The sequence below is a fragment of the Methanocella sp. genome (assembly GCF_035506375.1).
GTDB lineage: Archaea > Halobacteriota > Methanocellia > Methanocellales > Methanocellaceae > Methanocella.
The window spans coordinates 1-24752 of the sequence record NZ_DATJPM010000072.1; the positions used below are offsets into that span (position 1 = coordinate 1).

The following is a 24752-nucleotide window of genomic DNA, read 5'->3' on the forward strand; positions in this document are numbered from 1 at the left end:
CGCCCATAACAATACTGTGTACCCATAAAATCGATTAATGGGCAGATTTTTTCAAAATTTCGTTGAGGTGTGGAAATGGCGGATAAAGATAAAGGAGTAATGACAGTCAAGGAAGCCGGACATAAGGGCGGTGAAAAGACGAAAGAGCGCTACGGTGAAGGGTTCTACGAAGAGATCGGCCGTAAGGGCGGCAGGATAGGCGGAGAGACCACAAAGGAACGCTATGGCGGGAGCTTCTACGAGGACATCGGCCATAAGGGCGGACAAAAAGTAAAAGAGCTAATCGAGAGGGGCAAGCTACTGCGCGGCGCAAAATAAGCCACCATTTATTGCCGGGCCGCACGTTTCCCCGACCTTTTTTACCACATCAGCGACCATAGCCTGGGCAGGATTTGCGTGCCCGGCTGGGTCATGTTCAGCGCGCACTGGAGTACGTACCAGTGCTCGTCGATCATCGAGACGTCGTAGGGGCGGTCATACGGGTCTATCCAGAGAGGCGCGTCCGTGGGGCCGGCATAGGCCTTTCCCATCGTGCCTCCCCGGTGCGAGTTCCGCCACATGCGCTCCAGGAGCGGCATATTGTTGATCTGCTCCGTCGTAGCGCTGAAGTTGAAGTCCGCATAGGTCAAGTCGGAGGGCTCCGATGTCGTGGTCGTGAACGACGAGGGGCTTATAGACCTGTTGATCTTAGTGCCCGTCGTATTGCCTGTATTATTTCCCGTCCGATTACCCGTCGTGCCTGCTGTGGTCGTGGTCGATGGCATTGCGAAGGTTGCGCCCGTGCTGCCCGCGCCGTTCGTGTACGTCCCTCCGATGCCATTGCTGGGATATGTCTGCACGGTCTTATCGGCCATATCGAAGTACGATGGGTATATCACCGGCATTTCCAGCGGGCTCGTGGACGCGTTCTTTGCCTTGAAGAAGTCCATGGAATACGAGAGCTTATCGCCCGGGACCAATATCATGTCCGTTGTATTTTTCGCCGGCTGGTTCAGCAAGTTGCCGATCGTATCGCCAGTAGATGTCGTATTTACGGGTGTCTGGTTCGAGGTCTTTGTCTGGTTGGCGGGCTTTGCTGAAGATGGAGTCGATTCCTTAAGCTTGTTCTGTATGGCGATCTTCCCGAACTGCTCCGGGTATAGCTGTGAGAAGCCAAAGATCGATGCGGGGGCGATGACCTGCCGTACTGTCCGGGGGTAGGCCGGCGATACCGGGACGTTGCCGTAATCAGTCTCGGAACGGTAGTTATAGTTCGACGTAAAGAATCCCGTCCGGGAAGCCGAGACGGACTGGAGGGAATCCTGATGGATGTCGGGGAAGGCCAGGCTTACAGGGCCGAACGGCAGGACGTTTGCTGTGGCTGATACCCCCGTGGAACTCTCATCCCCCATGCCGAGCTTAAGCGTAGAAGGGCCGAGCCCAAGATCATCGGCGGAGATAGGAAAATTGATATCCAGATGTTCTACGTCTACTGTCTGGAGGGTTTGCTGGTGAAAGAGAGTCTGGATGGAGCGGGAGCTATAAAGGTCGTTCCCGAAATATGCGTCGCCCGCGCGTAGCAGGTACCGGGCCTCCGTCCGGGCGAAGGCAGTGGAGGACATGAGGGCAAAGACGGCCAGCGCGAGCATGATTATAAAAAAATATTTGATGTGCTTTGTTTCTTGCGTCATGCCAACAACTTCCAAAAGTTTACAGGTCCCAGAATACCGGGGCTATACGCTCTCCTGGCTGGGTCTTTTTCAAGGCTATCTTGAGGATATTCTGCATATCGATCTGATTGAAGACTCCGCGGCCGTTATCGTAGGGGTCGATCCACGTCGGGTATTGCGTCGGGCCTTCGTACGCGTTGTGCATGGTGCTGGCGATGAAGGCGTTCCGATATACCCGCTGCATCGTGGTCGTGCTCTTGATCTCGTCCTGGGTCATCCTCGGGTCGATGCGCGGCTTCCTCAGGCCCCAGCCCACCGGCTTTTTCTCTCCGCTATTATTCGGCATGCCGGGCGTCGGGCCGGAGCCCCGCGTGATGTTCATGTCAAATTTCAGGATGTCCGAGTTGAAGGAGGGCACGTCAGGAACGATGCCGGGCGACAGACTATCGACATCCAGAGAAAGGCCGCCCGTGGACGCGCTGGCTTTAGGGATCATGAGGGGCCATATGAACTCGGAGCCCATCATCTTACTGGATTTGAACGGATGCCCGGAGGCCAGGTGAGTTCCGAGCGGCTCGGAGCCCAGGTTACCCGAAACCGTGTCGGCGAAGTAGGCCCAGTTCGCTGTGAAGAACCCGGTGCTCGTTGTTTCCATCGTCTGCGCCACGTCCTGGTGTATGTCTGGGAAGGCCAGGTTAACCGGGCCGAATGGCAGGACGTTCGCCGTGGCCGACGCTTCGACGCCCGGGTCCAGGCCTAGCGTGCCGGGGCCCAGCCCCAGGTCATCGGCAGTGATAGGAAAATTAATATCCAGATGCTCTATATCCGTGGCCGTGGCCGTTTGCTGATGGAATAATTCGGCGCAGGGATGCTCTATGCTGATATCCTCGCCTGCGATGATGTCGCCTGTCTGTAGCGCCCAGCGGGCTTCTACCCTCGCCGATGCATTCATAGCCGTCATGCCCACCAGCAGGAAGGCTATGGTTATGATGACAGGCATAGCTTTCAGTATGCCCATAAACACCCTCCTCAACGGTACTTTAACTAACCCTCAACTATGGATACAGGTGCCGGGCGCTTAAACGTTCATGCAGGTTATACCGGGGATTGGTGCATAATCCACGTAATTATCAATAAAAAGGGATAAGATTCAAACGATATAGCAAAATACGACTAATTATCTTATAAAAACGATAATAAACGCATAATAAGGTTTAATTAGTAAAATAAGTTATTTTTTAGCTACTGCTTTCCCAGCAGGTCCAGTGTATAGTCCGTGATCGCAAGGCACTGCTCGGGACTGACGTTCCCCAGAAAACGGATGATGAGCTCCGGCATCTCCTCGAGATGGACGGGCCGCGGCTCTTCGCCGTATTTTCCTTTATACTCGTCGTACTTTTTCCAGTAATGCTTCTTATCCAGGTCCCTGACGTGGACCAGGAATAGCTGGTCGGCTTTGACGGGGCTTCGACTGCCGTCGTCTACGATGAAGCCGATCCTTTCCAGCCTGGAGATGGTCTCTTTTGGTATTACACACGCTAATGCTATTACGGAATTATAATTCTTATGCCTTTGCCAGACGTCCCAGTCCCTCACGTTTTAAGCCTCCGGTCCGATAGTCTATACCACTTTGAGTTAATATAGCATAAATTTGCCGTTGATTCAGGCGCTCTTCAATATGAAGAAGGTCATGGCGCCGAAGCCGATGATGAACGCTAAAATGATGACGATCTTTTTGATCAACTCGAAAGTCCCGTCCTTCGCTTTTGCCTTTGAGTCCTTTTTCGCCATGTATCATGCACTATGCACGGTTGTTAAAAATAGTTTCCTGAGCGCCGACTCAAACGGAAATAATAATCATTTATTAATAAAGATTTGGTGCCGCCCGGTGTAAGCTCCGTGCCGCTTGGTGATATAATATCAAATGGTGCCGCCTGGTGTAAACCTGGTGCCGCTTGTTAGCACAAGTTCAACCACACCAAGTTTACACCAGGCGGCACCAATTATTTTTAATATAATTATATATAATGCGTGACGAAATGATATCCTTAAAAATTTGAATGCCTTATCGGGGGCGGGATCTGTTGAACAGGTTTTCGGGGCTGCGGTCGACCTCGTGGCAGATGACGTGGTGCTCGATGGAGCACGGTATGATGGAGTAAGCCTCGCCGCCTTTCTGCCTTAAGCCCCAGGTCTCGTCCGTCAGTAAAAAGTACGAGCCCCGAAGTTCAGGGACCCCGATGCTCTTTACAAACTCGGGGTCCGAGAGGTCGACGGAGATATCACGGGCGACCTTGATGTTCTTGACCTCGCCGGATTTCGCCTCGTACTTCCTGTCATCGGATATGACGCGGCCGATGGTCCGGACGACGAGCGTGTAGACGGTCCTCGTGTTCGTGGTCTCCCGCTCGCTCTTTTTAAGGTAGAGCACGGGCACGCCCCGGGCCACATCGGCCAGAACCTCCGGGGTAAAAGACTCGACCGGCTTACGGCAAAGCCCGTACGTCTCTATCAGGCCCTGCGGGAACCTTTTCGAAAGGCGGTCGGCCAGCGACTGGTACGGGGTCTCCCTGGCCGCGTACTCGACGGCATATTCGCCCTGCCCCTTTAGCTGGTACTCCTTGACCGCCTCCGTCGAATCGTTATAAATTATGGTCCGGGGATCGGGGAAAAGCGCAGCGACGGCGATCCCGAAGCCGATGGCGGCCAGCTCGCACTCGATGTTACGCAGCGGATCGGGCACAACCCTCGCCGTAGACTGGAAGACCTCCATGCCGTCCTTCACGGCGACGCAGCCGATGTAAGAGGTGCCCTTTTCATTGAAGGACGAATCGCAATAAACCTCGAGCATAAATAAAAAGGAAAGGCGACGCCACCATATTAAATTGTCGAGCGGCACCGCAATAAGTCATATTCCTTATTCCATCTCCATGACCTGCTCATAGAATTTTACCTTATTCTCCAGCTCCCCGATGCCCGCATCGAGGACAAATTTGGGGAAACGCGTCATCCGTACGATATAATGCCCGTATTGTTCCTTGAACTGCGGGTTACTTTCCAGCATTTGGCCGTAGCCCTTCATGTCGGCATTTAATTTTTCACGCTTTGCAAGGGCATCCTTTAGCTCTAGCCTGGCGTCTTCGTATAGCGGCTTTGTAACGCGGAGCCGCTCCTCTTTCGTTAGAAAGCCGAAGTGGACGGCGTGGATCTTGTAATAAAAATCGGTCAAGCCCGGGCTCGTGCTTGGCTCAATGGGCGTTGCCGCCAGCTCCACGACTCTTTTCTTTCCGGCATCCGTGATGTGATACACCTTTTTATCCGGCACCGCTTCCTGCATCTCACGCTTGCCCTCGATATACCCCTCTTTCTGGAGCTTCGCCAGAGTCGGGTAGAGCGCACTGTTACTAAGCTTGAAGTAGCGGTCCCCATAGCTGGTCTCGATGGCCTGCTTGATCATGTAGCCATGCAGCGGCGCTCCCATCAATATACCGAGGATCACCAGATCAATCTCTTTCTTATCGAGTCCCATCGTGTCACTGCCATTGTACTTTAGTTCTATTCGACCTATGTCCTGTCGACATATATTAAATTTTGTAAGGAAGCCTTACGGCTTACTCCTCTACTCCTCCTTCCATTTCATCAGCACGACGCCTATGGCGAAGAAGACAACGCCGAGGACCGCGACGACTCCCAGGTTAAACAGCGCGTCATTGAAGTTGCCGGATATCATGGCGTCCCGCAGCCCGTAGTTCAGGTAGGTGAGCGGCGATATCCTCGCGAAGTCCTGCAGGAACGACGGCATCAGGTCCACGGAGAAGAACGTCCCCGAGATGAACATGAGCGGGAAGCAGATCATCGTCGATACGGTGGACGCCGATTCCTCGCTCTTCAGGATGCCGGCGAAGATCATGCCCAGGCCGACGAAGGTCATGGTGCCGAATAGTATGAGGGCGAACGCCATGACATCGAAGTTTATGTGGATGCCGTAGACAGCGTAGGCGATAGCCAGGGACAGGGCGATGGACAGCAGCGTAATGATGGTCTGGCTGATGATCTTGGAGATATTCCATTCCACCCGGGACAGCGGCGTCGTGGCGAGCTTGCGGAATATGCCCCTCGCACGGTTCTTTACGTTGATGCTCACCGTGGTGGTGATGGCCGACAGCATCATGCACATGCCGATGATGCCCGGCAGGGCGAAGTCCAGCGGCTTCATGGCGGTCGTGGCCACGTCCTGCGAGTCCAGCGCGATGCTTTCCTTAGCGCCGGCTGCCTTAAGGTTGTAGGCGTCGGTTACCTGCTGCACGATGGTCAGGAAGATAGCGGACGTCTGCTGCGACTTATCGTAGTAGAGCTCAACGTGCGACCCGGCGCTATTGTTGTTACCGAACCCATGCGGTATTTCAAGGTACGCCCCGATCTTGCCGTCCTTCAGCGACTGGGCGAGGTCGGCCGACGTGCCTTCCTGCAGCTTGACGGCGCCGGTGGCGTTCAGGGCATCGACGAATGCCATGGAAGAGGCCGAGCCGTCGTCATTCGCGTAGCTGAGCGTCAGGGGACCCGACTGGAGGCCATACATCATTCCCATGAGCAGGAGCATTATGACCGGGAACCCGAATGTCCAGAACATGTTCCCCTTGTTCCTGAAGAACATCAGGAGGCTGTACTTAATTTCTGCCAGTATCTTGCTCATCTATGCCGCCTCCTGGTGGAGCTTTTCGCCGGTGAGATTGAGGAACACGTCCTCGAGGGTGGACTTTTTGACATATAGCTCCTTACAGGCCGCGTGCCTGTCGTTGATGAGACCGATGGCCCGGGACATGACGGCCATGCCGTCGTTCTCGGGCAACCTGACGACGATGTCGTTCCCTTCCAGGCTGCTGCCCGGCATCTCTTTCCGGAGAAGCTCGATGGTCGGGGCGTCGCATTCCCTTATTATGAGCGTGTTGCCGCCGCCATACTGGTTGATCAGGTCCTCGGGGCTACCCTCGGCGATGATCTTGCCGTGGTTGATGACATCGATGCGGTCGGCCAGGTAGTAGGCCTCGTCCATGTAATGGGTGGTCAGGAAAACGGTCTTGCCATGGCTCTTGAGGGCTTTGATGGCTTCCCAGACTTCCCTTCTGGCTTTCGGGTCCAAGCCAGTCGTGGGCTCGTCGAGGAATACGATTTCCGGGTCGTTGATAAGTGCGATAGCGATGCCTACCCTCTGCTTGAGGCCGCCGGACAGGTTCTTGAATAGTACGTTCTTCTTATCAGTCAGGTCGAATGTCTTGATGAGCTCGTCCACGCTGCCGTACTTCTTGTACATCTGGCCGAAATAGTCGATGTTCTCCCTGACCGTGAGCCAGTCGAAGGCGTTAAAGCTCTGCGGCAGGACGCCGATCTTTTCCTTGATGGCCATCTCGTCCTTTTTGATGTCAAGGTCAAGGAGGCTTATCGTTCCAGAAGTAGGTGTCTTAAGGCATTCGAGTATCTCGACGGTCGTCGTCTTGCCCGCGCCGTTAGGCCCGAGGAAGGCGAAGACCTCGCCCTGCTTCACGTCGAAGGATATGCCGTCGACGGCGGTAAAGTTCCCGTATTTCTTCGCGAGTGATTTGACTTCGATCACATTCTGCATGAGTATCACCATAGTTCTATTGGACATAGTTTAAAAGGACTTATGTCTATTAACATTATGTCTATAAGACCTATGTCCAATGGACATAATGGCTTACTATTATTTATAGTTTACTGAGTAAGGGGCTTTGCACCTAAAGTACTTTTTTTCAAAGACTTTAGGTGCAGAATTAGTACTTTAAGTGCAGATGCGATAGCTTAATAAACTAGGGTTCTGGCAACATAGCGGGTGATGAGGAAGGCTATGTAAAAACGGTTGCCGAGAGTTTCAAATATATATGATAATAATAGGTTTATTTTAAATTGCATTCAACCATAAGTGCGTATGAATATTACTCTGGTTGCGATAATATAGGATTTTTAAAACCGGCTAGGGAGGAATGATAGCTGCTGGAGACCGAAAGAGTTCACCTCACGAGGGAGAAAGCGACGCTCCTTGCCACGCTATATGCTAGGGCGCTGGACTATCGTTCAGAAGACACTATCCTGGGCGATAAGCTCTCCTATGACGTGATGCAAAAAATTGATTACGATTATAATAAATTCAAGCTCGATAATGTCGACAAGTTGACCCTGGTGCTCCGGTCAAGGTATCTGGATCATTGGACGAGGGAGTTCCTCACCGCCCATCCGGCCTCGACTGTGCTGCACCTGGGCTGCGGCCTCGACAGTCGGGTATTCCGAATCGATCCTCCTGCCACGGTCCGCTGGTACGATGTGGACTATCCAGAAGTGATCGAGCTCCGAAGGCTCCTCTACCCAGAGCGACATGATTATTATATGATCGGCACTTCGGTCACTGACCAACATTGGCTTGACGGGATACCCGTTGATCGCCCTGTGCTCGTGGTCGCCGAGGGGCTAGTAATGTACCTTACGGATAAAGAGTGCATTGATCTTTTTAAGCGCATCACCGGCCGCTTTTCCGACGGGCAATTCATCTTCGACTCTTTGAGCCGGCTAGCTTTACGGCTTAGTAAATTAACGCCCAACTCAGGGGTGATGGGAGCCTTCATAAATTGGGGTGTCGACGATCCCTTGGAACTGGAGAGGTCTATCCCACGGCTCAAACTCGTAACGGAAATTTACTTCATGGACATGCCCGAGTATAAGAGGCTCCCATTGGTAGAACGCAATATATGGTACATGGTGAGCCATATTGCTTTCATGAAAAGTTGGATACGGCTGCTTCGCTACAAGTTTTAAAAAAATGAAAATTCAAGTGGTTTTTGCCTTCTGACTTGTATTCTGGATTAGGGTTATCCATTTGTCATCGCCCTTTTCGCCAGAATCCTAATTCGGATGAAAAATGGGTAGATAAACCTATCGCTTAGTATCCCGACTTTAGGTGCAGAGTTTAGACTTTAGGTGCAAGATTGATTTTAGGTGCAAAGCCTGAGTAAGGCTCCGCAAGAATGGTGATGAATTGCCGGGGAAGTTTAGAATCGGATAGTAAAAAGTGATCAATCTGCCAATTGAGCTTTAAACCGGTTTTACTGTGCCATACTGTGCCTCAAATTTATTGTAGACGAGTTCTTCCAGATCCTCATTTTTCTTGCGCTCTTTTTTATCGCGTCGTGCCGTCTCGATTGGGTATCGGGCTGGGCCGTCAACTCTGCGGACCCTTATAGGGTGAAAAGCTTAATTAGCGGGCGCCGTCATACATTCGTACTTAGGTGCACGGGATATGTCACAGGTTTTAGTCTACTCGAGGGGTGGCAACACGCGCAAGCTGGCTGATGCCATAGCGGGAGAGCTGGGAGTTAAGGCGGCCGACGTGAAGGCGGCTTCTCTGGATAAGGGAAACGGCGTTCTTTTTCTGGGCTCCGGATGCTATGCGGGCAAGCCGGGAAAGGGCATGATGGACTTCATCGAGGCGAATGACTTTAAGGGCCGTATGGTGGCGCTATTCGGTACGTCGGCCAACGGCCATGGTAAGCAGGTCGGCATCATGGAGGAGGCCTTAAAGCAAAAAGGCGCAAAGATCCTGGGCAGTTATGAAAGTACGGGGCAGTTTCTAATGTTCATCCGACGAGGCCACCCGAACGATGAGGATGTTGTCGGCGCTAAAAAGTTTGCCGGAGACCTGGCGAAGCTTGGCTAAATTGGCGAATTCCGACTGTGTCACGATAATAAGGGAAATCTGCCGATAGCGTTTTTAGCCGCTCCGGGATCTGTCGCCAGAGCGCTGTTTATCCTTATCAGGCTGGAAGTATCCGGCGGCCTGGCGCTGGTTGCTTATTTTCATTAGCTTTTCTAGTACCCGGACGCTGCTTTCCACGTACTCGACGCCCCATTCGGTCATCGTTTGGGAATACGGGTCCATCCGGGAGCCATATTTTTTTAGGGCTTCCGAGCCTTTATCCCGGACCGCAGAGTATGCCTCGTAGTAGGGCATGATGACCCTTTCCCGCTCTTCCCTCGTGAGCATAAAGAAGAAGACCGCGTGCACGGTGAAGTCCATGAAGTCCGGCAGCACGCCTTTTTTTACTTTAATGGGCGTCGCGACCAGCGTCCGCAGGTGCTTTCGACCGGCATCCGTGATCCGGTACACCTTACGGTCGGGGACTTTTTCGTGGGATTCCCGGTGCCCTTCAATGTAGCCCCTGCTCTCCAGGTCTGCCAGCCTGGGGTAAAGTAGGCTGTTGATGACGTTGATGTACGTGTTCCCGAAGCTCTGGTCGATGCGCCTCTTCAGCTCATAGCCGTGGGCAGGCCCCTGGAGGAAATGTCCGAGGATGATTATGTCGGTCTCAGCTCTTCCCATGTGATCAGTCCGTATTAGTCCATTCTGACTTAAGTAATATTGACATAGTCCTTCAAATATTTAACGGGAAGGAGGCGTTCAGTCCTCCTTCCACTTGAGCGCCGCCACGCCCGCGACGAAGAACACGGCGCCGATCGATGCGACTATTATCAGGCTCGTCACGGCATCGCCCGGGTTGCCGGATATCATGGTGTCCCGGAGCCCGTTGTTCAGGTACGTCAGCGGCGACACATCTGCGAACAACTTGAAGAACCATGGCATGTTGTCTACGGGGAAGAACGACCCCGAGAGGAACATCAGGGGGAAAGTGACCATGTTGGCAGCACTGGTCGCAGATTCCTCGCTCTTCAGCAGTGATGCGATGATCAGCCCCAATCCCACGAATGTGATTGTGCCCACGATGACTAGCAATATCGCGATAATGTCAACGTTCGGGTGCAGGTTGAACACAAGCCCGGCGAACACGACGGACAGGCCCACCGACAGGAGCGTGATGATGGCCTGGGTAATGATCTTCGAGGCGTTCCATTCGATCCGCGAGACGGGGGTGGTCGCGAGCTTTCGGAATATGCCCCGCGCCCGGTTCTTCACGTTGATGGCGACCGTCGAGTTCATGGACGCCGACATGATGGACATGCCGATAATGCCGGGCAGCATGAACTCCATCATGTTACCGACGCCTGGCATCGATGCGGCCTGCGGCGAATACATGAAGCCCAGGATGACGAACAGCATGATGGGGAACCCGAAGGTCCAGAACATGCCGCCCGTGTTCCGGGAGAATATGGTCAGGCTGTACCGGATTTCGGCGAGCATCTTCTGCATCTATGCCGCCTCCTGTACCAGCTTCTCGCCCGTGAGATTGAGGAACACGTCCTCCAGCGTCGACTTCTTCACGTAGAATTCCTTGCAGGCAACGTGCCCTTCGTTGATGAGCGCTACGGCCTTCGAGATGCTGGCCATGCCGTCTCCCTCGGGAAGGCTGACGACGATGTCGTTCCCCACCCGGCGGCTGCCGGTCAGCTCTCTCGTCAGGTACTCCTGGGCATCACGCCCGCAGTCCCGGATGATGAGGGTATTTCCCCCGCCATATTCGTTGATGAGGTCCTCGGGCGTGCCTTCGGCGATAATTTTGCCCCGGCTGAGGATGTCTATTCGGTCCGCGAGATAGTACGCTTCGTCCATGTAGTGGGTGGTCAGGAACACGGTCTTGCCGCGCCCCTTCAACGCCTTGATCGCTTCCCATACCTCGCGCCTTGCCTTCGGGTCCAGCCCCGTCGTGGGCTCATCGAGAAAGACAATGTCCGGGTCGTTGATGAGCGATATGGCGATCCCGACGCGCTGTTTCAGCCCGCCGGACAGGTTCTTGAATAGCACATTCTTCTTATCCCGGAGGTCGAACATGTCGATCAGCTCATCCACGCCGGTGCGTCGGCTGTACATCTGCCCGAAGTAGTCGATATTTTCCCTCACCGTAAGGAAATCGAACGCGTTGAAGCTCTGGGGCAGGACGCCGATCTTTTCCTTGATCTCCATCTCGTCTTTCCTCAGGTCGAGGCCCAGCAGGCTTATCGACCCGGATGTGGGCGTCTTGAGGCATTCGAGTATCTCTACCGTGGTCGTCTTTCCCACGCCGTTCGGCCCAAGGAAGGCGAAGACTTCGCCCTGCCTCACGTCGAACGATATGCCGTCGACAGCGGTGAAGCTCCCGTATTTCTTATTTAATGATCTCACTTCTATTACATTCTCTACCATATTTTCACCTTCATTCGAACGTTTTTCGAACGCTGCTCTCGGCGATAAGGGCCCGCATATGTCGCGCGAACGAAGTGCCGAAGCCACCGTTATTTATATCATTTTGACTTAGGTCATTAATTTACTATTACATTTTGACCTAGGTCAAATTTACCTATATATCGCTCCAGTATTTATAGTTTACTATCTTAATTTTCGCCAGGCTTGCTGGCGCCAGGTCGTCGATAACGCCTAAAACGAAAAAAATAGCTTACGTATGGTCTTTTATGAATATGTAATATACAAATAAGACGATGATGACCATGCTGGAAATGAACGCAACCTTAAAATTAACGATGTAGTTAAAATTAATGGCGAAGACTATCGATACCAGCCAGACTGAAACGACACACGTCGCCACCATGGCGATGGAAAAATCCACTATAAGCTTCATAAAAGGCGACCGGGCCATATTGATTAAGCCGGTGACAGAAAAAATGCCATAAGTAATGACGATAGCCAGTATATTGATAAAAAGGAGCGTGGCGCTCGTGTATTCTTTATCGTTCACCACGCTATCCCATAAATATAGGGCATTGATGAGGAGCAGAATAAAAAACAAGACGATAGTAATGATCTTATTTGCCCGCTTTTCTCCCTCACGATCCCATTTAAACAAGGTCTTCCCCGGCCAATTATAAGATATATAAAAGGTTATATTAAGCTTTATTATAAATAATAGGACAAAATAAAAACATGGACGCTACTGGGTGATCCTGATCGCCCAGTCGCCGCCCCAGTTTACCATCAGGCAGTACTTACACGAATAGGGCGCATAGACCTGTTTAGTAACTGTATATTCCCGGCTGCCGGACATGAACTGGTGGATAGGCAGAAACTCCGTGCCGCCGGAATACGGGTTCTTATAGTCCAGGCTGATGGTGCATCCGAAACCCTGGCCCTGCAGGTCGATGGAAACGCTGGCGTTGCCCTGGTTCAGCGTAAAATAGTCCTGGTGGGCGTTCACGTTATAGGGGCCTTTACCCCGGAATACGATGGTATTTCCCTGCCCCGAGATCGTCACATCCTTAACCGTTGACACAGGAGCGATATCACCGATGTTCATATGCTCCTGACCATCAGGAGTATTAGTGGGAACATATGTCTCCAGGATATGATACATATCGTCGCAACCGCAGACCGCGACGAACGCTATTATTATAAAGAAGATCGCTGTCAGCGTTTTCACATTTGGGACCGGCATATACGCCTATTACATTGGCTTTTTCCGGAATTAAACGTTTTGATGCGCTATGCAGAATTTTATATCATTATCTATCTGACAGCAAGCTGGAAGCAAGCTGGAACAATTTATTCTTTTAAATATCATTTTTACTTTTTTTATCAATTTTATTTGTTTTTTTAAAGTTTTATAGCGAAACATTTAATAAATCACGAACAGATTATTCATAATGAGGAACAACTTGTTCCCTAATGAATAACGAGCTGATGTAAAAATGTCTAATATAATCATGATAGACGGAGAAATAATCGGTTATTTCTTCGATATGAGGCCGGCAAAATCATTCATAATGCCCGAGGACGAGACGGATATGTGCCCGGCTTACGCAGGCCAGGCGTGCTCTTATTACGATGGCCAGTGCCCTTACTGTGGCAACACGATCGAATGCCAGAGTAGAGAGGAGTCGGACGAACGACGGTGGCTGACTCCAGAGTATTTTAAAAATAACTTTTAATATTTTTTCGGTTATCTCAGTGCGGGCGGTAAAAACGCCTCTTTCCTGCAGGCAGGGCAGCCGTAATCATAGGCTTTTCCTTTCACCTTCTTGCCCGCGCTATCGATGACCGATGGCGGAGTGACCTTCACGAGGTGCAGCTTATGCTTCTCGCAGACCTTCTTATCGAATTTAAGCGTCCCCGGCGGCACGTTATAAGTATTGCGGCACTCGGGGAACCCGGTGCAGGCAATGAATTTTCTCCTGTCGGCATGGGTCTCTCTGACGATGAGCGGGCTACCGCACCTTGGACAGGGGCCGATGGGGCTGTCCATGGCGGCGCCGGACCTCAACGTGCGGCCGATGTCATTTCTATGTAGCTCAAGCTGGTCGAAGACGGCCCTTAGCATGGCCTTCGACTCCGCGATGACCTGGCCCTTCTGGAGGCGGCTCTCGGCAATGCCATCCATATCGCTCTCAAGGCGGGACGTCATCTCGGGGCCGGTGATGGCGCTCGCGTGCGCCTTCAGTGCATCGATGAGCGTGATGCCCGTCTGCGTGGGCTTCGGCGGATTTGCCTCGATGTAGCCCCGGCTGTATAATTTACTTAGCGCCTCGTGCCTCGTGGCCTTCGTGCCTAGCCCAAGCTTTTCCATCATCTCGATGAGCCTGCCCTGCCCGTAGCGCTTGGGAGGCTCGGTCTTTTTCTCCAGCAGGTCGGCCTTTTTGACGGCCAGTATGTCGCCCGCGGTGAGCGGTGGTATGATCTCGTCTTTGGGCATGCCGTACGGGTAGTGCCTGCGCCATCCGGGGACCGCAAGGCGCCTGCCGTCTGCGATGAACGGCTCGCCGCTTATATCGATGTCCGCTTTCACCACTTCCCACTCGCACGCGGGCGAGAGCGTGGCGAAAAATCGCCTGACGACGAGCTCATACAGCTTCCACTTCCGCTCGTCCATCTGCGTCTTAGAGGCGCAGGCGACGGGATATATGGGCGGATGGTCCTTACTCTCGACCTTGCCCCTTGTTGCCTCAAGCGTTTTTTGGCTTAGCAGCTCCAGGGCGCTCTGCGCGAAGTCGGGGCTGGCCTTGAACAGGCCCACCGTCTGGCGCAGGTCCAGCGTGGACGGGTAAACCGTATTATCGGTACGGGGATACGAGATCCAGCCGTTAATGTAAAGCTCTTCGGCCACCTGCATGGCGCTTGCAGCGCTGTAGCCGATTGCGGCGGCCGCCTTAAGGAACTCCGTCGTGCTAAACGGGACCGGTGCAGGCTCTTTTCTCCGTCCCTTAAGGACATTCTTCACCGCCGCCGTCTTTCCAAGCTTCTTATGGACGGCCATGGCCTCGTCCTTTTTCTCGAACCTGCCCTTCGCGTGCTTTGCTAAGAACGCCTCCTGTCCCTTGAGCAGGATGGCGACGACCTCCCAGTAAGGCTTCGAGACGAACGCCTGTATCTCCTTTTCCCGGTCCACGATGATAGCGAGCAGCGGCGTCTGGACCCGGCCCACGGAGAGAAAATCCTTGCCGGCCTTGTTGCCGGCCAGCGAGACGAACCTGGTCAGGGCTGCGCCCCACACGAGGTCTATCTCCTGGCGGCACTCGCCGGCGGCGGCCAGATTAAAATCAAGCGGCACAGGCTTCGCGAATGCCTGCCTGATCTCCTGCTGCGCGAACGAGCTGTAGCGGACCCTGTTAAATGGGGCTTTTGTTAGCCTGTGGACGATATTATAGGCTTCAACGCCGATGAGCTCGCCCTCCCGGTCGTAGTCGGTCGCGATGGTCACTTTCGTGGCTGACGGAGCCAGCGATGCGAGAGCTCCCACGATGTCTTTTTTTGTTGGCACCGAAACTATGGGGGCACCTATGAGGGCGGAAGGCGGGTGGGCTGACCAGCGGCTATACTCGCGGGGGAAGTCAAGCTCGACGATGTGGCCGGCCAGCCCGACCACGGCCGCGCCCGCAGCCTTCGAGCGGTAGACGGTGACGCCGCCGTGCCTCTCGGCGGACCGGTCCGGGAACAGTATCCCGGCGATCTTATTGGCGGCATCGTGCTTTTCGGTGATGATGAGATGCATTGTCATAAAGGCATGTCGCGCCGTCGTATTAGATTTAGCGGTACAGGCCTGATAACCTATTTATGCTCGCAGCCAGACAGTAGAGCGTGGACTCGCTCACCCATGCTCTTATAATCGCCATCCCGCTCTCGCTCATCGGCCACCCCGATCTGGCGGTCTATGGCATCATGGGCGCGGTGCTTATTGACGTCGACGTGCTCTTCGGGGTTCTCCGGATAAAGGACCCCGGGCTGTACATTTTCACCCATGGCGGTTTCACGCACAGCTTCTTCGGCGCACTCGTCGTCACGCTCTTCTCGGCGGCCGCCGCATACCTGCTGTCGCTCGCTTTTCCCTTAATAATGGCCCCCTTCGGCACGCTCGCCGTCACGGCGATCGCCGCGGGCGCGCTGACCCATATTATGGCCGATTATCTTGCTTACCCGGGGATTCCGCTGTTCTACCCGTTCTCTGATAAAAAATACACCCTGGGCATCCTGGGCGGGCCGAGCGTTTTCCTCCTGCTGGCCAGCCTCATATATATAGTCGCTATGATACTCGGGGTCGCCAGCATCGGGCAGCCATGGCCGTATATAGCATTTTTCTGTCTGGTCGTCGCGTTCAGCTCAGGGGGTAAAGCTTGGGCGGCCAAAAACGTTAAAGGCCGTACCATTGCCACGACGAATCCCCTCAGGTGGATGGTTATCGAGGACACGCAAGATGCCTATCGCGTTTACACATATGACTTTATTAAAGGGACCTCTCCGGCCGAATCATATGAAAAATTCACGGGCCTGGCTCCGGCGGAGGCGGATAAATACGCAAAGACGCCGGAGGCAAGGCGCCTTAAGTACAATTCTTATATCATTACCGTCGAGAAAAATGGGGGAAGTATCACCTTTAAGGACCCCATCAGGGAAAAGGGCTACATCTGGTACCCCCCGCAGCATAAAAGTCTTACCGTCTCTGCCGAATAATGCGCCACATTATATTAGAATGGAGCGAAAACAGAGTCCTGAGGGGACTATTTTGGCAGGGACACATCAGCCACTAAAGGAAAAAGGCGAGCAGCTTGAGCAGGAAGAGAGCTCGCCGATGGAAGACCTCATGCGGGAGCACGGGGTCATCGAGCGGATATTTTTAATTTACCAGCGAATCCTTGAAAAGTCCATCACGGGCCAGGAGATCGACATCTCGGTCATCAACAGGGCGTCACATATAGTCGACAGGTACATCTCGAACCACCATGAGCATAATGAGGAGAACTATATTTTCCCGAAGTTCCGGGAGGCCAACTACATTGTGGAGCTGGTGGATACGCTTGAGCATCAGCACGACGTGTCCCGGGAGCTTAACCATCAGATCATGGACCTCTCCTCGCAGAGCGCAGACATCAGCCAGGAGGACCTTGTAAGGCTGCTGGACCGCTGCGGCATGTTCATCAACATGTACCTGCCACATATCTCCCGGGAGAATACCATATTGTTCCCGACGTTCTTCGACATCGTCTCTAACGAGTATATCCAGGAAGTCAAGGAAAGGATGGAGGACGAGGAAGAGCAGGTGCTGGGCGATACCGGGTTCAGGGGGCTCATCGGGCGCGTCTCGGAGCTGGAAAAGAAGATCGGGTGCTACGAGCTGTCGCAATATACTGCATACCTCAAGGAGCCCGATACCGTGGATCAGCCATAAACCTTCTTCAGCGCGAGTATCAGGACGCAAAAAGCCAGGCTGATCGCGTTCCAGAGAACGATGGCCACATCCGCCCGGGCCAGGCCATAGACGAGCCAGAGGCACATTCCCGCCGCCATGAGCGCGAAAAAGAGTGCTGATACATCCTTTGCCGACCTGGTCTTAATGATGCGGGTGGCCTGCGGTACGCAGCTGCTCGTGGTGAGCGCCCCCGCCATCAGGCCTATGAGTACGATCGAGTCCATTGAAGGCTTACATGCCGCTGAGGCTAAAAATAGTTTGTCATGAGTGTGTTGAAAGAAATAAAGGCTTACGCCTTAAGCATCGCTTAAATTTATTACGAATGCCCTTAAGACGATTTCAGCCATAAAGCGATTAAAAGGTATTAAGGCTTCTTATTGAGCCTTGAGGGCCTTAGATTTATTCGTCGTCCGATGCTGCGGTCTTTTTTGCGCTTTTCTCCGGCATGTACCGGGCCTGGACGGCCTCGAACTCCCGGGACTTCAGGAAGACCAGCAGCTCCTGGACCGTGCAGAACTTGAGTTCCCTGGGCATCTCCAGCTCCTTGAACGAGCAAACGGCATTTAGCTGGTAAATATGGAGTGAGGCGCAGGCATCGCTGATCATCGCGTTCTTATCGCCGTCCCACGTCTTCTTCCACTGCTTAAAGTCGGAATCGTCCTTGAACAGGGCCCTCGCTTTGGCACTCCGGTATTCCTTACCATCTTTTTTAATAGCGAACGCATTCCCGTCCACGATCGCCTTTACGACGCGCTTCGTGCCGACCTGGTACTCCATGACGTCGCCGTCGTAGAAGAACGTCCGGTTGTGCGTCTTTACGTATTCATCCGTCAGGGGGGTCATGATGCTCGAATAGCCTTTCACGTACCTCATCTCGTCCATTAATTCCCTCACGGATACCTCTTTTTGGCCTAACTCGTCAAGCATGTCCACTGGCATTCCTCATGATAATAAGTTCCTCCCCGCAGGGGAGGCGTTATTTCTCATAATTAGTAGATTTTTTAAGTATAAATAAATAATGACTTAACGGCGTTAAGTTCACGGCTCAGCGCTGGCCCGGCTTTACCTTTTCGACGAACTGCTTTTGCGAATTCTCCAGGTCAATAAAAGCCTGGTCGAGCTCGGCCATTAGCTGTTTACGCCTGATCCGGGACTCGTCCATCTCCTTTACTTTCTTCTCGGCGCTATCGATGATCCCGGCGATCTCGACAAGGGCCGTCTCATCCTTCGGGAGAAACAGCTCGAAGCCGTCCACGTAAGCTTTTATGACCTGAAGCTGCTCCTCGATGTGCTTCCTCTGCTCGATGCTCCGGGGTGTTTCCATTGTATCTACCGTTAAACTTTATTTTAGCCATGGACTTAAAATGTTTTTGTCCCGTCATAAAAATAAAAGTGGGCCCGAAGGGATTCGAACCCCTGACCTCCGCCGTGTGAAGGCGACGTCATAGCCGACTAGACCACAGGCCCGGCGTACATTACAGTAATGCTCATACGTATTAAAATTATCGGCCAAAATAAAAATATTTAAAGGGGAATGCCGTTTTCCTTTTGCAGGTAGTCTATGCCCCGGGGCTTGATCCAGGCGACGACGTCCTTCACCTTGCCGCCGGACATCTTCCTCTTCTCGATGTGGGCGAGGTCCTTATCCTCCAGCTTCTGGCAGGCCTCGTTGACCTTTTCTAAGGGCACGTCCAGGTCGTTGGATATCTTCACCGAGCTGACGCCATCGAGCATGTTGCGGTCCAGAGCGTTCTTGAGGTATCCCAGTACTTCTCTTTCTACTCCTGATATCTTAACCATCGAATGCCTCCTATCACTTAAAACAAAATCGGTTAATATACATGATTTTATCCTAAGGATAAAATACTTTCCTCCGGCCGAATAAACCCGTTTAGCCCTGAAATAAGAGAAAAAAGCAGATATATTCGATGTAATTATAGTAGCATATTAAGGGCAAGGCCAGGGATGGACAGGATGTCGAGGATAGATAAGTTCCTCTATATAGGGGAGAAGGCGATCTTCTCGCTGAATAAAGAATCGCCGCTCGGGTCGGAGTACCTTGTGGCCACGGACCGGAGGATCGTCCACATAAAAGGCGAGCGGTTCTACGATATCAAGTACGAAAGCCTGGAGTCGCTCGGCTGCTACACGATCTACGACTGGAAGTGGCTGCTGATAGGCGTCATCGCCGCCGTTACCGCGGCCCTCATGAGCGCGACCATCAGGATCCCTCTATATTTCATGGCCAATGTGAATCTCGATTACCTGGCCCAGATGATGACCTTCACCATGAGCCTGCTCCTGGCCTTCGCCGGGGCGCTGCTTCTCGCTTTTGTAATGACTATCAGGCGGGGCATCATCTTGAAGACGCCGTTCGAGACCCGGGTCTTCAACTACCCCAGGTCGATGCAGAAGGAGGCCTTCGATTTCGTGAAGATCGTCCGGGCCGCCGAAGTCGGTATCCTCAAGCCCCACAAGAGCATCAAGCCCGAGATCATCGAGCCCCGGCAGAGGAGCCTGGATGCTATCAAGCCCCTGCCGCCACGGCCTCAGCCCAACGAAAAGATGCCCCGGCTTTAGCCGCCTTCTGAGTGTTTACATACAGTCCCGCGGACGAACCATAATGATTTTCTAGGGGAACGACGATTAGGATGCATCACTTCTAAAAACAGTCGAAACTGGAGTCATATTCATGGGCACCGAATGCTCGTCATGTCATGGTAAAGGCTTTATAATCACGGGCGAAAAGCCCTGTGAAAATTGCGGCGGCACCGGCAAGGTCAAGAGCGTCAACCTGGTCGGGATGACCGAAAAGGACCTGAAAAGCCTGCTCTCAGGCGGCTTCTGCCCGAAGTGCAAGGGCAGCGGCAAGATCCAGGTGCGGGAAAAGTGCGAGGCCTGCGGCGGCTCGGGCAGGGTGCCCGTCTGCGATGTCTGCGGAAAGCCCACGGCCCCAGGCCAGGAGCTTTGCGGTGAATGCCGGAGCGTCCGGCCCGTGTATAAACTAAGCGGCGCTTGCGACGTTTCCGACCTTGAGATCGGGAAGACGTACGTCGGCAAGGTCGCCAATCTAGCCGACTTCGGCGTGTTCGTGACCCTGAACGACCAGACGAAGGGCTTAATTCATTCTAGCAACGTCAGCAGGGCCTACGTGCCGGGCGAAGAGGTGATGGTCGCGATCAATTCCATCAAGCCGAATGGCAATTTCGACCTCAAGCCCCAGAACTTTAAGGACATCAAGATCGTTAATGTGGAAAAGAACCTGCCCCGCCGGAAGTCCAGCGAGGTCGGGAAGTTCATCGGCAAGACGGTATGCATCAGCGGCGAGGTCGTCCAGGTCAAGCAGACCAGCGGCCCGACTATCTTCACCATCGCCGACGAGGACGGCACAGTCTCGTGCGCGGCCTTCACCGAGGCAGGCATGCGAGCCTACCCGGATGTCGGCCTGGAGATGATGGCAAAGGCCGTGGGCGATATCGAGCTCCACAACGGCGCGATCCAGATGGAAGTCCTTGAGCTAAAAAGATTATCGGACGCGGAAGCGGCCCCCATCAGGGAGACCATCGAGAGGTCCATCGACGTCAGGGCTGCGCCGGCGCACGTCGAGTTCCTGGTGAAGAGCGAGGCGCTGGAAAAGCTCCGGCCCCAGATGGAAAAAGTGGCCAGGCGCATCCGCCGGGCGATATTAAAATCCGAGCCCATAATCATCAGGCACCATGCGGACGCGGACGGCATCTGCGCAGGCGTCGCGGTGGAGAAGGCCTGCTTACCCTTAATAAAAGCGCAGGGCGACTCGGACGCCGAGTATCATTTCTTCTCGCGCTCGCCATCCAAGGCGCCGTTCTACGAGCTCGAGGACATCAACAAGGACCTGGTGATGGCGCTGGAGGACCACGAGCGGTTCGGCCAGGCCATGCCGCTCATCATTTTAATGGACAACGGCTCCACCGAGGAAGACCTGGACGCGTATAAGTATGCGAAGGTCTACGGAATCGACCTGCTCGTGGTCGACCACCACCATCCCGATGAAATTGTCGACCAGTTCCTCGTCGCCCACGTGAACCCCTATCATGCCGGCGGCGACTTCGGCATAACGGCGGGTATGCTTGGCACCGAGCTGGCCCGGATGATCAACCCCTCCGTAGAGGAGAAGATCAAGCACTTAGCGGCCGTCGCGGCAGTAGGCGACAGGTCCGAGGCGCTCGAGAGGGCCATGTACCTGGACCTGGTAAAGGACAAATATCCCGAGGAGGAGCTGAAAAAGATCGCTCTCGCGCTGGACTACGAGCAGTTCTGGCTACGCTACAACGACGGCAAGGGCATCGTGGACGACATCCTGAACTTCGGCGACCAGAAGCGCCACGACGCGCTGCTGGGCCTGCTGAACGAGCTGGCCACGAAGATGATCAACGACCAGCTGGACGCCTCTATGCCGCACGTAAAGACGACGGAGCTGCCGAGCGGCGCGATCCTGAACGTCATCGACGTGGAGAACTACGCCCACAAGTTCACCTTCCCGGCCCCCGGTAAGACCACCGGCGAGATCCACGATATACTCTGTAAGAAGTACGCGGGCAAGCCCGTGGTCACGCTGGGCTACGGCCCCGACTTTGCGGTATTGCGGTCCCGGGGGGTGCTCATGAACATCCCGAAGATGGTCCGCGAGCTCAGGGATGAGATCAAGGGCGGCGGCGTGAGCGGCGGCGGCCACCTGGTCGTCGGCTCCATCAAGTTCGTCGAGGGCATGCGCAAGGAAGTCCTCGAGAAGCTGACACAAAAGATCGGCCAGGCGCCTGTGGGCTAGCCGAAGGGCCGGCCCACTATTAGCTTAACGTATTGTGACATAAGCCCTATAAGCCTGAAAGCCAATTTTCATTTTGGACCATCAAAGGTGACGGTAATGAAAATGGATTCGGCAATATATGTTTGGGGTTTAACAGCAGTGTTCATTTTTGCGGCAGGCTGCATTTCGATTGGCAACGACAACAATCCAGGCGCGACGTTGCAAAGCCCGGCCGCCACTTCTATGGCGGGCAGCCCGCAGGCAGTCTCCCCGGCACTGACGGATGCGCAAAAGACGCAGGCTGCCAGTATAGCAAAAAGCGATCCGTCCATGAGCGCCTTACTTGGAAAGCCCGGATATACTATCACGGGTGTATTCTCGGAAGGCCCTGGCGCGAACAATGATGTGAATGCGGCCGTTTTCATCGAAGGCGAAAGCACGGTGCATGCGGACGGTAGCATTTGGACTCCGGACATATACCAGGTGTCCGTGGACATAACGGCGAACAGGGTCGCCGGTGTAAAGCACATAGAGCCAAAAGTGCTTCCGACGCCTACGTCAGCCCCTAAAAACTAATTTTTTTTATTTTTCAGCTTTTACCGCTTCTTCGGCCTCTTTGTTCGCGAGCTCTTTTTGGGCAGTCGTCTGGAGCTTCGCCCTTCTCATCGACGCCTTCCGATAATAGGTCAGCGGGTGGCTCACGTACTCGCAAAGCTTATCTTTCCCGTAGCAGTTGCCGTAGGTGATCATGGTCTTACAGGAGGGCGACGTATACTCGGTACCTCCGGCACCGGTGATGTGCTCGACCTGGTAGCGGGTAAGGTCTTCCCGGAAGTCCGGTGCCATGCGATACAGCTCCATAATCTTATCCTTATCATAGCCAATGTTCGCTAAAAATGAGGTGAGGGCGAACCGGGCCGTATGGGGCAGGTTCACGCCCTTCTGTAGCTCGGAGAGCAGATAGTTCATGCACGGCGGGAACGAATACCGGCTCACGTCGCCGCTGACATTCATATTAAGCCTGCTCTTCAGCTTATTCAGCTCTATAACGATCTCATCGGCATAAGGCTTAAGCGGAGCCGCGAGGGGCGCCGGTACGGGGGAGACCGACGTCTGGATCTTTTCCCGTATGGCCTCTTCGATGAGCCGGGCATAGCTATCTTTATCGATGTATACCATGCCTTTGATGATCTTCTGGCTGATGAGCTTCCAGTCCATGGAACGCAGGGGCGCCGAATAGCGCAGGTAATCTGTAAAATGCAGGATGAAATCCCGGCCTTCGACCCTTGCCGGCAGCCTGAAGTCCCTGCCAACCGCCAGCAGATCCTTATCCTTTTCATTGACAAGGAACGCGTAAGCCCGCTTTGCCTCCCATACTGCGTACCGCCGCATAAGGTATGTATCGCCCGTCATGGAGACGAGCATCCTGGCCACCGGGAATGACAGCAGCTCTTCCTCGGGCTGTAGCGACATATCGTCCTTCGTGTCCTGTGTGGATAGCGCCTCGAGCACACGCTTTTTGCCCCTCGTCCGGATGAGGCCGTACGCCGGCCGGGACACTATGTCCTCGATAGTGAAGCCCTGCTCCGTCACGTAGGCGAGGGCTTCCTGAACGAACGGGTACTTGGCGAATGTGACGACGTCCATGGCAAAATCAGACTATGGCTTTAGGGCTTAATATGCTTTCCCCGGCTGCCAGGAGCCGAAAGAAACGGCAAACCAAGGGCAAAAATGGCTATTATAAACGATAAAAACCGCTATTTTCGTCATTCTGCGTTTTTTAAGGGTCATTTTAATTTGTATAGGCGTAATTGGGGTTACTAGGAATGATTCACTGCTATACAGGAGGATGGAAATGGTAGAAAAAGGAAACATCAGCGTCAAAGAGGCGGGCAGAAAAGGCGGCCTGGCCACCTCTAAGTCCCACGGCCACGAGTTTTACGAGGCCATCGGCCACAAGGGCGGCTCGAAGGGCGGGCAGCGGGTGCGCGAGCTCATCGAGCGCGGCAAGGAGGCCGAGTCGTCCGGGCGGCGCCGATATTAAGCTGGAGTCTATTATCGGGCCCCTCCCGGGCCCGTGTGCCATTTTTACTTTCTGTTAAGCGCTCTAAGCCTGATAAGCGGCTCGAAGACTTTTTCAGCCTCAAAGTGGCTCGAAGCTGGCTCTAAGTTCTCTAAGACTTATTAAAAATCGTTGTTGCCGCCTGGGTGTAAACCTGGTGCCGTTTGGTGATATAAAATAATATTGGTGCCGCCTGGTGTAAACCTGGTGTGGTTGAAACTCTTGTGCTAACAAGCGGCACCAGGTTTACACCAGGCGGCACCAACTTATTTTAAAATATTTGCTGTGTTGAATTACTCCCGTATTTTAAGTTTTTGAAGAGCACTGAGGGCACTATTTTTCACCACAAAGGCACGAAGAGCACGGAGGCCCACAAAGTTTTCTTTTTAGATTAAGTTACAAAGTACACAAAGCCAGTTCATTGACATCAGGGCACGAAGGATGCAAAGACACAGTGGAATGAACAAGAGCACTTTTACCATCGTGCCTTCATATCCTGTATCTTATAAGCTCAAAAAGCGGCTTTGTGTCCTTTGTCTCTTAATTATAAAAAAGTCTTTGTGAGCTTCCGTGCTCTTCGTGCCTTTGTGGTGAAAATAGTGTCCTTTGTACACTCTGAGACTTAAAAGGGC

Annotated in this window: 28 protein-coding genes and 1 tRNA gene; 9 read left to right on the forward strand and 20 right to left on the reverse strand. The window is 53.5% G+C overall.

The features are described from left to right. Positions 1–75 precede the first annotated feature (75 nt). Positions 76–318, forward strand: coding sequence for a hypothetical protein (locus tag VMC84_RS09435; protein ID WP_325379966.1), 243 nt, complete (start codon positions 76–78; stop codon positions 316–318). Between the two features lie 41 nt (positions 319–359). Here the strand turns inward: VMC84_RS09435 and VMC84_RS09440 are convergent, their stop codons facing one another. From VMC84_RS09440 to VMC84_RS09475, 8 genes are all read right to left on the reverse strand, one after another. Further along, a complete protein-coding gene (locus VMC84_RS09440) occupies positions 360–1670 on the reverse strand; it encodes a hypothetical protein (protein ID WP_325379967.1) in 1311 nt (436 codons plus the stop codon). 19 nt (positions 1671–1689) lie between these two features. Continuing rightward, positions 1690–2667, reverse strand: a complete 978-nt coding sequence (locus VMC84_RS09445; protein WP_325379969.1) for a hypothetical protein — start codon at positions 2665–2667, stop codon at positions 1690–1692. A 224-nt stretch (positions 2668–2891) separates the two neighbouring features. After that, entirely contained in the window at positions 2892–3245 is a 354-nt protein-coding gene (locus tag VMC84_RS09450; protein WP_325379971.1) for a hypothetical protein, read from the reverse strand. 66 nt (positions 3246–3311) lie between these two features. Beyond that, a complete protein-coding gene (locus tag VMC84_RS09455; RefSeq protein WP_325379973.1) occupies positions 3312–3440 on the reverse strand; it encodes a hypothetical protein in 129 nt (42 codons plus the stop codon). Between the two features lie 274 nt (positions 3441–3714). Further along, a complete protein-coding gene (locus VMC84_RS09460) occupies positions 3715–4500 on the reverse strand; it encodes a hypothetical protein (protein ID WP_325379975.1) in 786 nt (261 codons plus the stop codon). Positions 4501–4566: 66 nt separating this feature from the next. Further along, positions 4567–5178: a PadR family transcriptional regulator gene (locus VMC84_RS09465; RefSeq protein ID WP_325379976.1), complete on the reverse strand. Its 612-nt coding sequence runs from the start codon at positions 5176–5178 to the stop codon at positions 4567–4569. 90 nt (positions 5179–5268) lie between these two features. Beyond that, entirely contained in the window at positions 5269–6342 is a 1074-nt protein-coding gene (locus tag VMC84_RS09470) for an ABC transporter permease (protein WP_325379978.1), read from the reverse strand. Beyond that, entirely contained in the window at positions 6343–7269 is a 927-nt protein-coding gene (locus VMC84_RS09475) for an ABC transporter ATP-binding protein (protein WP_325379980.1), read from the reverse strand. A gap of 512 nt (positions 7270–7781) precedes the next feature. Between VMC84_RS09475 and VMC84_RS09480 the strand changes: the two genes are divergently transcribed. Both VMC84_RS09480 and VMC84_RS09485 read left to right on the forward strand, forming a co-directional pair. Continuing rightward, positions 7782–8474 (forward strand): class I SAM-dependent methyltransferase, encoded by a 693-nt coding sequence (locus tag VMC84_RS09480; protein WP_325379982.1) that lies wholly within the window; start codon positions 7782–7784, stop codon positions 8472–8474. 481 nt (positions 8475–8955) lie between these two features. Continuing rightward, the gene (locus tag VMC84_RS09485; protein WP_325379984.1) at positions 8956–9372 is read left to right on the forward strand and encodes a flavodoxin family protein; all 417 of its coding nucleotides are present in this window, start codon (positions 8956–8958) and stop codon (positions 9370–9372) included. A gap of 54 nt (positions 9373–9426) precedes the next feature. On the opposite strand, the gene VMC84_RS09490 is transcribed toward VMC84_RS09485, so the two are convergent. The 6 genes from VMC84_RS09490 to VMC84_RS09515 form a co-directional block, all read right to left on the reverse strand. After that, positions 9427–10035: a PadR family transcriptional regulator gene (locus VMC84_RS09490; RefSeq protein ID WP_325379986.1), complete on the reverse strand. Its 609-nt coding sequence runs from the start codon at positions 10033–10035 to the stop codon at positions 9427–9429. A gap of 78 nt (positions 10036–10113) precedes the next feature. After that, on the reverse strand, positions 10114–10860 hold the full coding sequence (locus VMC84_RS09495) for an ABC transporter permease (RefSeq protein ID WP_325379988.1): 747 nt from the start codon (positions 10858–10860) through the stop codon (positions 10114–10116). Continuing rightward, positions 10861–11790: an ABC transporter ATP-binding protein gene (locus VMC84_RS09500; RefSeq protein ID WP_325379990.1), complete on the reverse strand. Its 930-nt coding sequence runs from the start codon at positions 11788–11790 to the stop codon at positions 10861–10863. 250 nt (positions 11791–12040) lie between these two features. Continuing rightward, complete coding sequence (locus VMC84_RS09505) at positions 12041–12340, reverse strand: hypothetical protein (protein WP_325379992.1); 300 nt, start codon at positions 12338–12340, stop codon at positions 12041–12043. A gap of 192 nt (positions 12341–12532) precedes the next feature. Beyond that, positions 12533–13033 carry a hypothetical protein gene (locus VMC84_RS09510; protein WP_325379994.1) on the reverse strand — a complete coding sequence of 167 codons (501 nt, stop codon included), beginning with the start codon at positions 13031–13033 and terminating at the stop codon, positions 12533–12535. A 504-nt stretch (positions 13034–13537) separates the two neighbouring features. Next, the gene (locus tag VMC84_RS09515) at positions 13538–15583 is read right to left on the reverse strand and encodes a DNA topoisomerase I (protein WP_325379996.1); all 2046 of its coding nucleotides are present in this window, start codon (positions 15581–15583) and stop codon (positions 13538–13540) included. A gap of 86 nt (positions 15584–15669) precedes the next feature. On the opposite strand from VMC84_RS09515, the gene VMC84_RS09520 reads away from it, so the two are divergent. Both VMC84_RS09520 and VMC84_RS09525 read left to right on the forward strand, forming a co-directional pair. Then, the gene (locus tag VMC84_RS09520) at positions 15670–16539 is read left to right on the forward strand and encodes a metal-dependent hydrolase (protein WP_325379998.1); all 870 of its coding nucleotides are present in this window, start codon (positions 15670–15672) and stop codon (positions 16537–16539) included. A gap of 52 nt (positions 16540–16591) precedes the next feature. Continuing rightward, positions 16592–17254, forward strand: coding sequence for a hemerythrin domain-containing protein (locus VMC84_RS09525; RefSeq protein ID WP_325380000.1), 663 nt, complete (start codon positions 16592–16594; stop codon positions 17252–17254). On the opposite strand, the gene VMC84_RS09530 is transcribed toward VMC84_RS09525, so the two are convergent. The 5 genes from VMC84_RS09530 to VMC84_RS09550 form a co-directional block, all read right to left on the reverse strand. Continuing rightward, the gene (locus tag VMC84_RS09530; protein ID WP_325380002.1) at positions 17245–17499 is read right to left on the reverse strand and encodes a SemiSWEET transporter; all 255 of its coding nucleotides are present in this window, start codon (positions 17497–17499) and stop codon (positions 17245–17247) included. The two genes, VMC84_RS09525 and VMC84_RS09530, sit on opposite strands and share 10 nt — an antisense overlap. Before the next feature lie 175 nt (positions 17500–17674). Next, on the reverse strand, positions 17675–18202 hold the full coding sequence (locus VMC84_RS09535; RefSeq protein ID WP_325380004.1) for a hypothetical protein: 528 nt from the start codon (positions 18200–18202) through the stop codon (positions 17675–17677). A 118-nt stretch (positions 18203–18320) separates the two neighbouring features. Beyond that, entirely contained in the window at positions 18321–18599 is a 279-nt protein-coding gene (locus VMC84_RS09540) for a hypothetical protein (RefSeq protein WP_325380006.1), read from the reverse strand. Positions 18600–18668: 69 nt separating this feature from the next. Then, a tRNA-Val gene (locus VMC84_RS09545) sits at positions 18669–18742 on the reverse strand. Between the two features lie 57 nt (positions 18743–18799). Then, the gene (locus tag VMC84_RS09550; protein ID WP_325380008.1) at positions 18800–19075 is read right to left on the reverse strand and encodes a hypothetical protein; all 276 of its coding nucleotides are present in this window, start codon (positions 19073–19075) and stop codon (positions 18800–18802) included. 165 nt (positions 19076–19240) lie between these two features. Here VMC84_RS09550 and VMC84_RS09555 point away from each other — a divergent pair, with 165 nt between their 5' ends. The 3 genes from VMC84_RS09555 (at position 19241) to VMC84_RS09565 (ending at position 22634) form a co-directional block, all read left to right on the forward strand. Further along, positions 19241–19855 (forward strand): hypothetical protein, encoded by a 615-nt coding sequence (locus VMC84_RS09555; protein WP_325380010.1) that lies wholly within the window; start codon positions 19241–19243, stop codon positions 19853–19855. A 112-nt stretch (positions 19856–19967) separates the two neighbouring features. Further along, positions 19968–22079 (forward strand): DHH family phosphoesterase, encoded by a 2112-nt coding sequence (locus VMC84_RS09560; RefSeq protein ID WP_325380011.1) that lies wholly within the window; start codon positions 19968–19970, stop codon positions 22077–22079. A 96-nt stretch (positions 22080–22175) separates the two neighbouring features. Continuing rightward, the gene (locus tag VMC84_RS09565; RefSeq protein ID WP_325380013.1) at positions 22176–22634 is read left to right on the forward strand and encodes a hypothetical protein; all 459 of its coding nucleotides are present in this window, start codon (positions 22176–22178) and stop codon (positions 22632–22634) included. A 6-nt stretch (positions 22635–22640) separates the two neighbouring features. Here the strand turns inward: VMC84_RS09565 and priL are convergent, their stop codons facing one another. Further along, positions 22641–23705 carry a DNA primase regulatory subunit PriL gene (priL, locus tag VMC84_RS09570; RefSeq protein ID WP_325380015.1) on the reverse strand — a complete coding sequence of 355 codons (1065 nt, stop codon included), beginning with the start codon at positions 23703–23705 and terminating at the stop codon, positions 22641–22643. 208 nt (positions 23706–23913) lie between these two features. On the opposite strand from priL, the gene VMC84_RS09575 reads away from it, so the two are divergent. Beyond that, on the forward strand, positions 23914–24102 hold the full coding sequence (locus VMC84_RS09575) for an Em GEA1 (EM1) (protein ID WP_325380017.1): 189 nt from the start codon (positions 23914–23916) through the stop codon (positions 24100–24102). Positions 24103–24752: the final 650 nt, after the last annotated feature.

What these genes read in the sequence shown, in the direction of transcription:
- VMC84_RS09445 (WP_325379969.1), bottom strand. Translation starts at nt 2,667, where the DNA reads ATGGGCATACTGAAAGCTATGCCTGTCATCATAACCATAGCCTTCCTG.
- VMC84_RS09575 (WP_325380017.1), top strand. Translation starts at nt 23,914, where the DNA reads ATGGTAGAAAAAGGAAACATCAGCGTCAAAGAGGCGGGCAGAAAAGGC.
- VMC84_RS09530 (WP_325380002.1), bottom strand. Translation starts at nt 17,499, where the DNA reads ATGGACTCGATCGTACTCATAGGCCTGATGGCGGGGGCGCTCACCACG.
- VMC84_RS09495 (WP_325379988.1), bottom strand. Translation starts at nt 10,860, where the DNA reads ATGCAGAAGATGCTCGCCGAAATCCGGTACAGCCTGACCATATTCTCC.
- VMC84_RS09480 (WP_325379982.1), top strand. Translation starts at nt 7,782, where the DNA reads ATGCAAAAAATTGATTACGATTATAATAAATTCAAGCTCGATAATGTC.
- VMC84_RS09510 (WP_325379994.1), bottom strand. Translation starts at nt 13,033, where the DNA reads ATGCCGGTCCCAAATGTGAAAACGCTGACAGCGATCTTCTTTATAATA.
- VMC84_RS09555 (WP_325380010.1), top strand. Translation starts at nt 19,241, where the DNA reads ATGGACAGGATGTCGAGGATAGATAAGTTCCTCTATATAGGGGAGAAG.
- priL (WP_325380015.1), bottom strand. Translation starts at nt 23,705, where the DNA reads ATGGACGTCGTCACATTCGCCAAGTACCCGTTCGTTCAGGAAGCCCTC.
- VMC84_RS09485 (WP_325379984.1), top strand. Translation starts at nt 8,956, where the DNA reads ATGTCACAGGTTTTAGTCTACTCGAGGGGTGGCAACACGCGCAAGCTG.
- VMC84_RS09440 (WP_325379967.1), bottom strand. Translation starts at nt 1,670, where the DNA reads ATGACGCAAGAAACAAAGCACATCAAATATTTTTTTATAATCATGCTC.
- VMC84_RS09460 (WP_325379975.1), bottom strand. Translation starts at nt 4,500, where the DNA reads ATGCTCGAGGTTTATTGCGATTCGTCCTTCAATGAAAAGGGCACCTCT.
- VMC84_RS09470 (WP_325379978.1), bottom strand. Translation starts at nt 6,342, where the DNA reads ATGAGCAAGATACTGGCAGAAATTAAGTACAGCCTCCTGATGTTCTTC.
- VMC84_RS09550 (WP_325380008.1), bottom strand. Translation starts at nt 19,075, where the DNA reads ATGGTTAAGATATCAGGAGTAGAAAGAGAAGTACTGGGATACCTCAAG.
- VMC84_RS09465 (WP_325379976.1), bottom strand. Translation starts at nt 5,178, where the DNA reads ATGGGACTCGATAAGAAAGAGATTGATCTGGTGATCCTCGGTATATTG.
- VMC84_RS09500 (WP_325379990.1), bottom strand. Translation starts at nt 11,790, where the DNA reads ATGGTAGAGAATGTAATAGAAGTGAGATCATTAAATAAGAAATACGGG.
- VMC84_RS09535 (WP_325380004.1), bottom strand. Translation starts at nt 18,202, where the DNA reads ATGCTTGACGAGTTAGGCCAAAAAGAGGTATCCGTGAGGGAATTAATG.
- VMC84_RS09455 (WP_325379973.1), bottom strand. Translation starts at nt 3,440, where the DNA reads ATGGCGAAAAAGGACTCAAAGGCAAAAGCGAAGGACGGGACTTTCGAG.
- VMC84_RS09565 (WP_325380013.1), top strand. Translation starts at nt 22,176, where the DNA reads ATGAAAATGGATTCGGCAATATATGTTTGGGGTTTAACAGCAGTGTTC.
- VMC84_RS09540 (WP_325380006.1), bottom strand. Translation starts at nt 18,599, where the DNA reads ATGGAAACACCCCGGAGCATCGAGCAGAGGAAGCACATCGAGGAGCAG.
- VMC84_RS09515 (WP_325379996.1), bottom strand. Translation starts at nt 15,583, where the DNA reads ATGCATCTCATCATCACCGAAAAGCACGATGCCGCCAATAAGATCGCC.
- VMC84_RS09560 (WP_325380011.1), top strand. Translation starts at nt 19,968, where the DNA reads ATGGGCACCGAATGCTCGTCATGTCATGGTAAAGGCTTTATAATCACG.
- VMC84_RS09490 (WP_325379986.1), bottom strand. Translation starts at nt 10,035, where the DNA reads ATGGGAAGAGCTGAGACCGACATAATCATCCTCGGACATTTCCTCCAG.
- VMC84_RS09475 (WP_325379980.1), bottom strand. Translation starts at nt 7,269, where the DNA reads ATGCAGAATGTGATCGAAGTCAAATCACTCGCGAAGAAATACGGGAAC.
- VMC84_RS09435 (WP_325379966.1), top strand. Translation starts at nt 76, where the DNA reads ATGGCGGATAAAGATAAAGGAGTAATGACAGTCAAGGAAGCCGGACAT.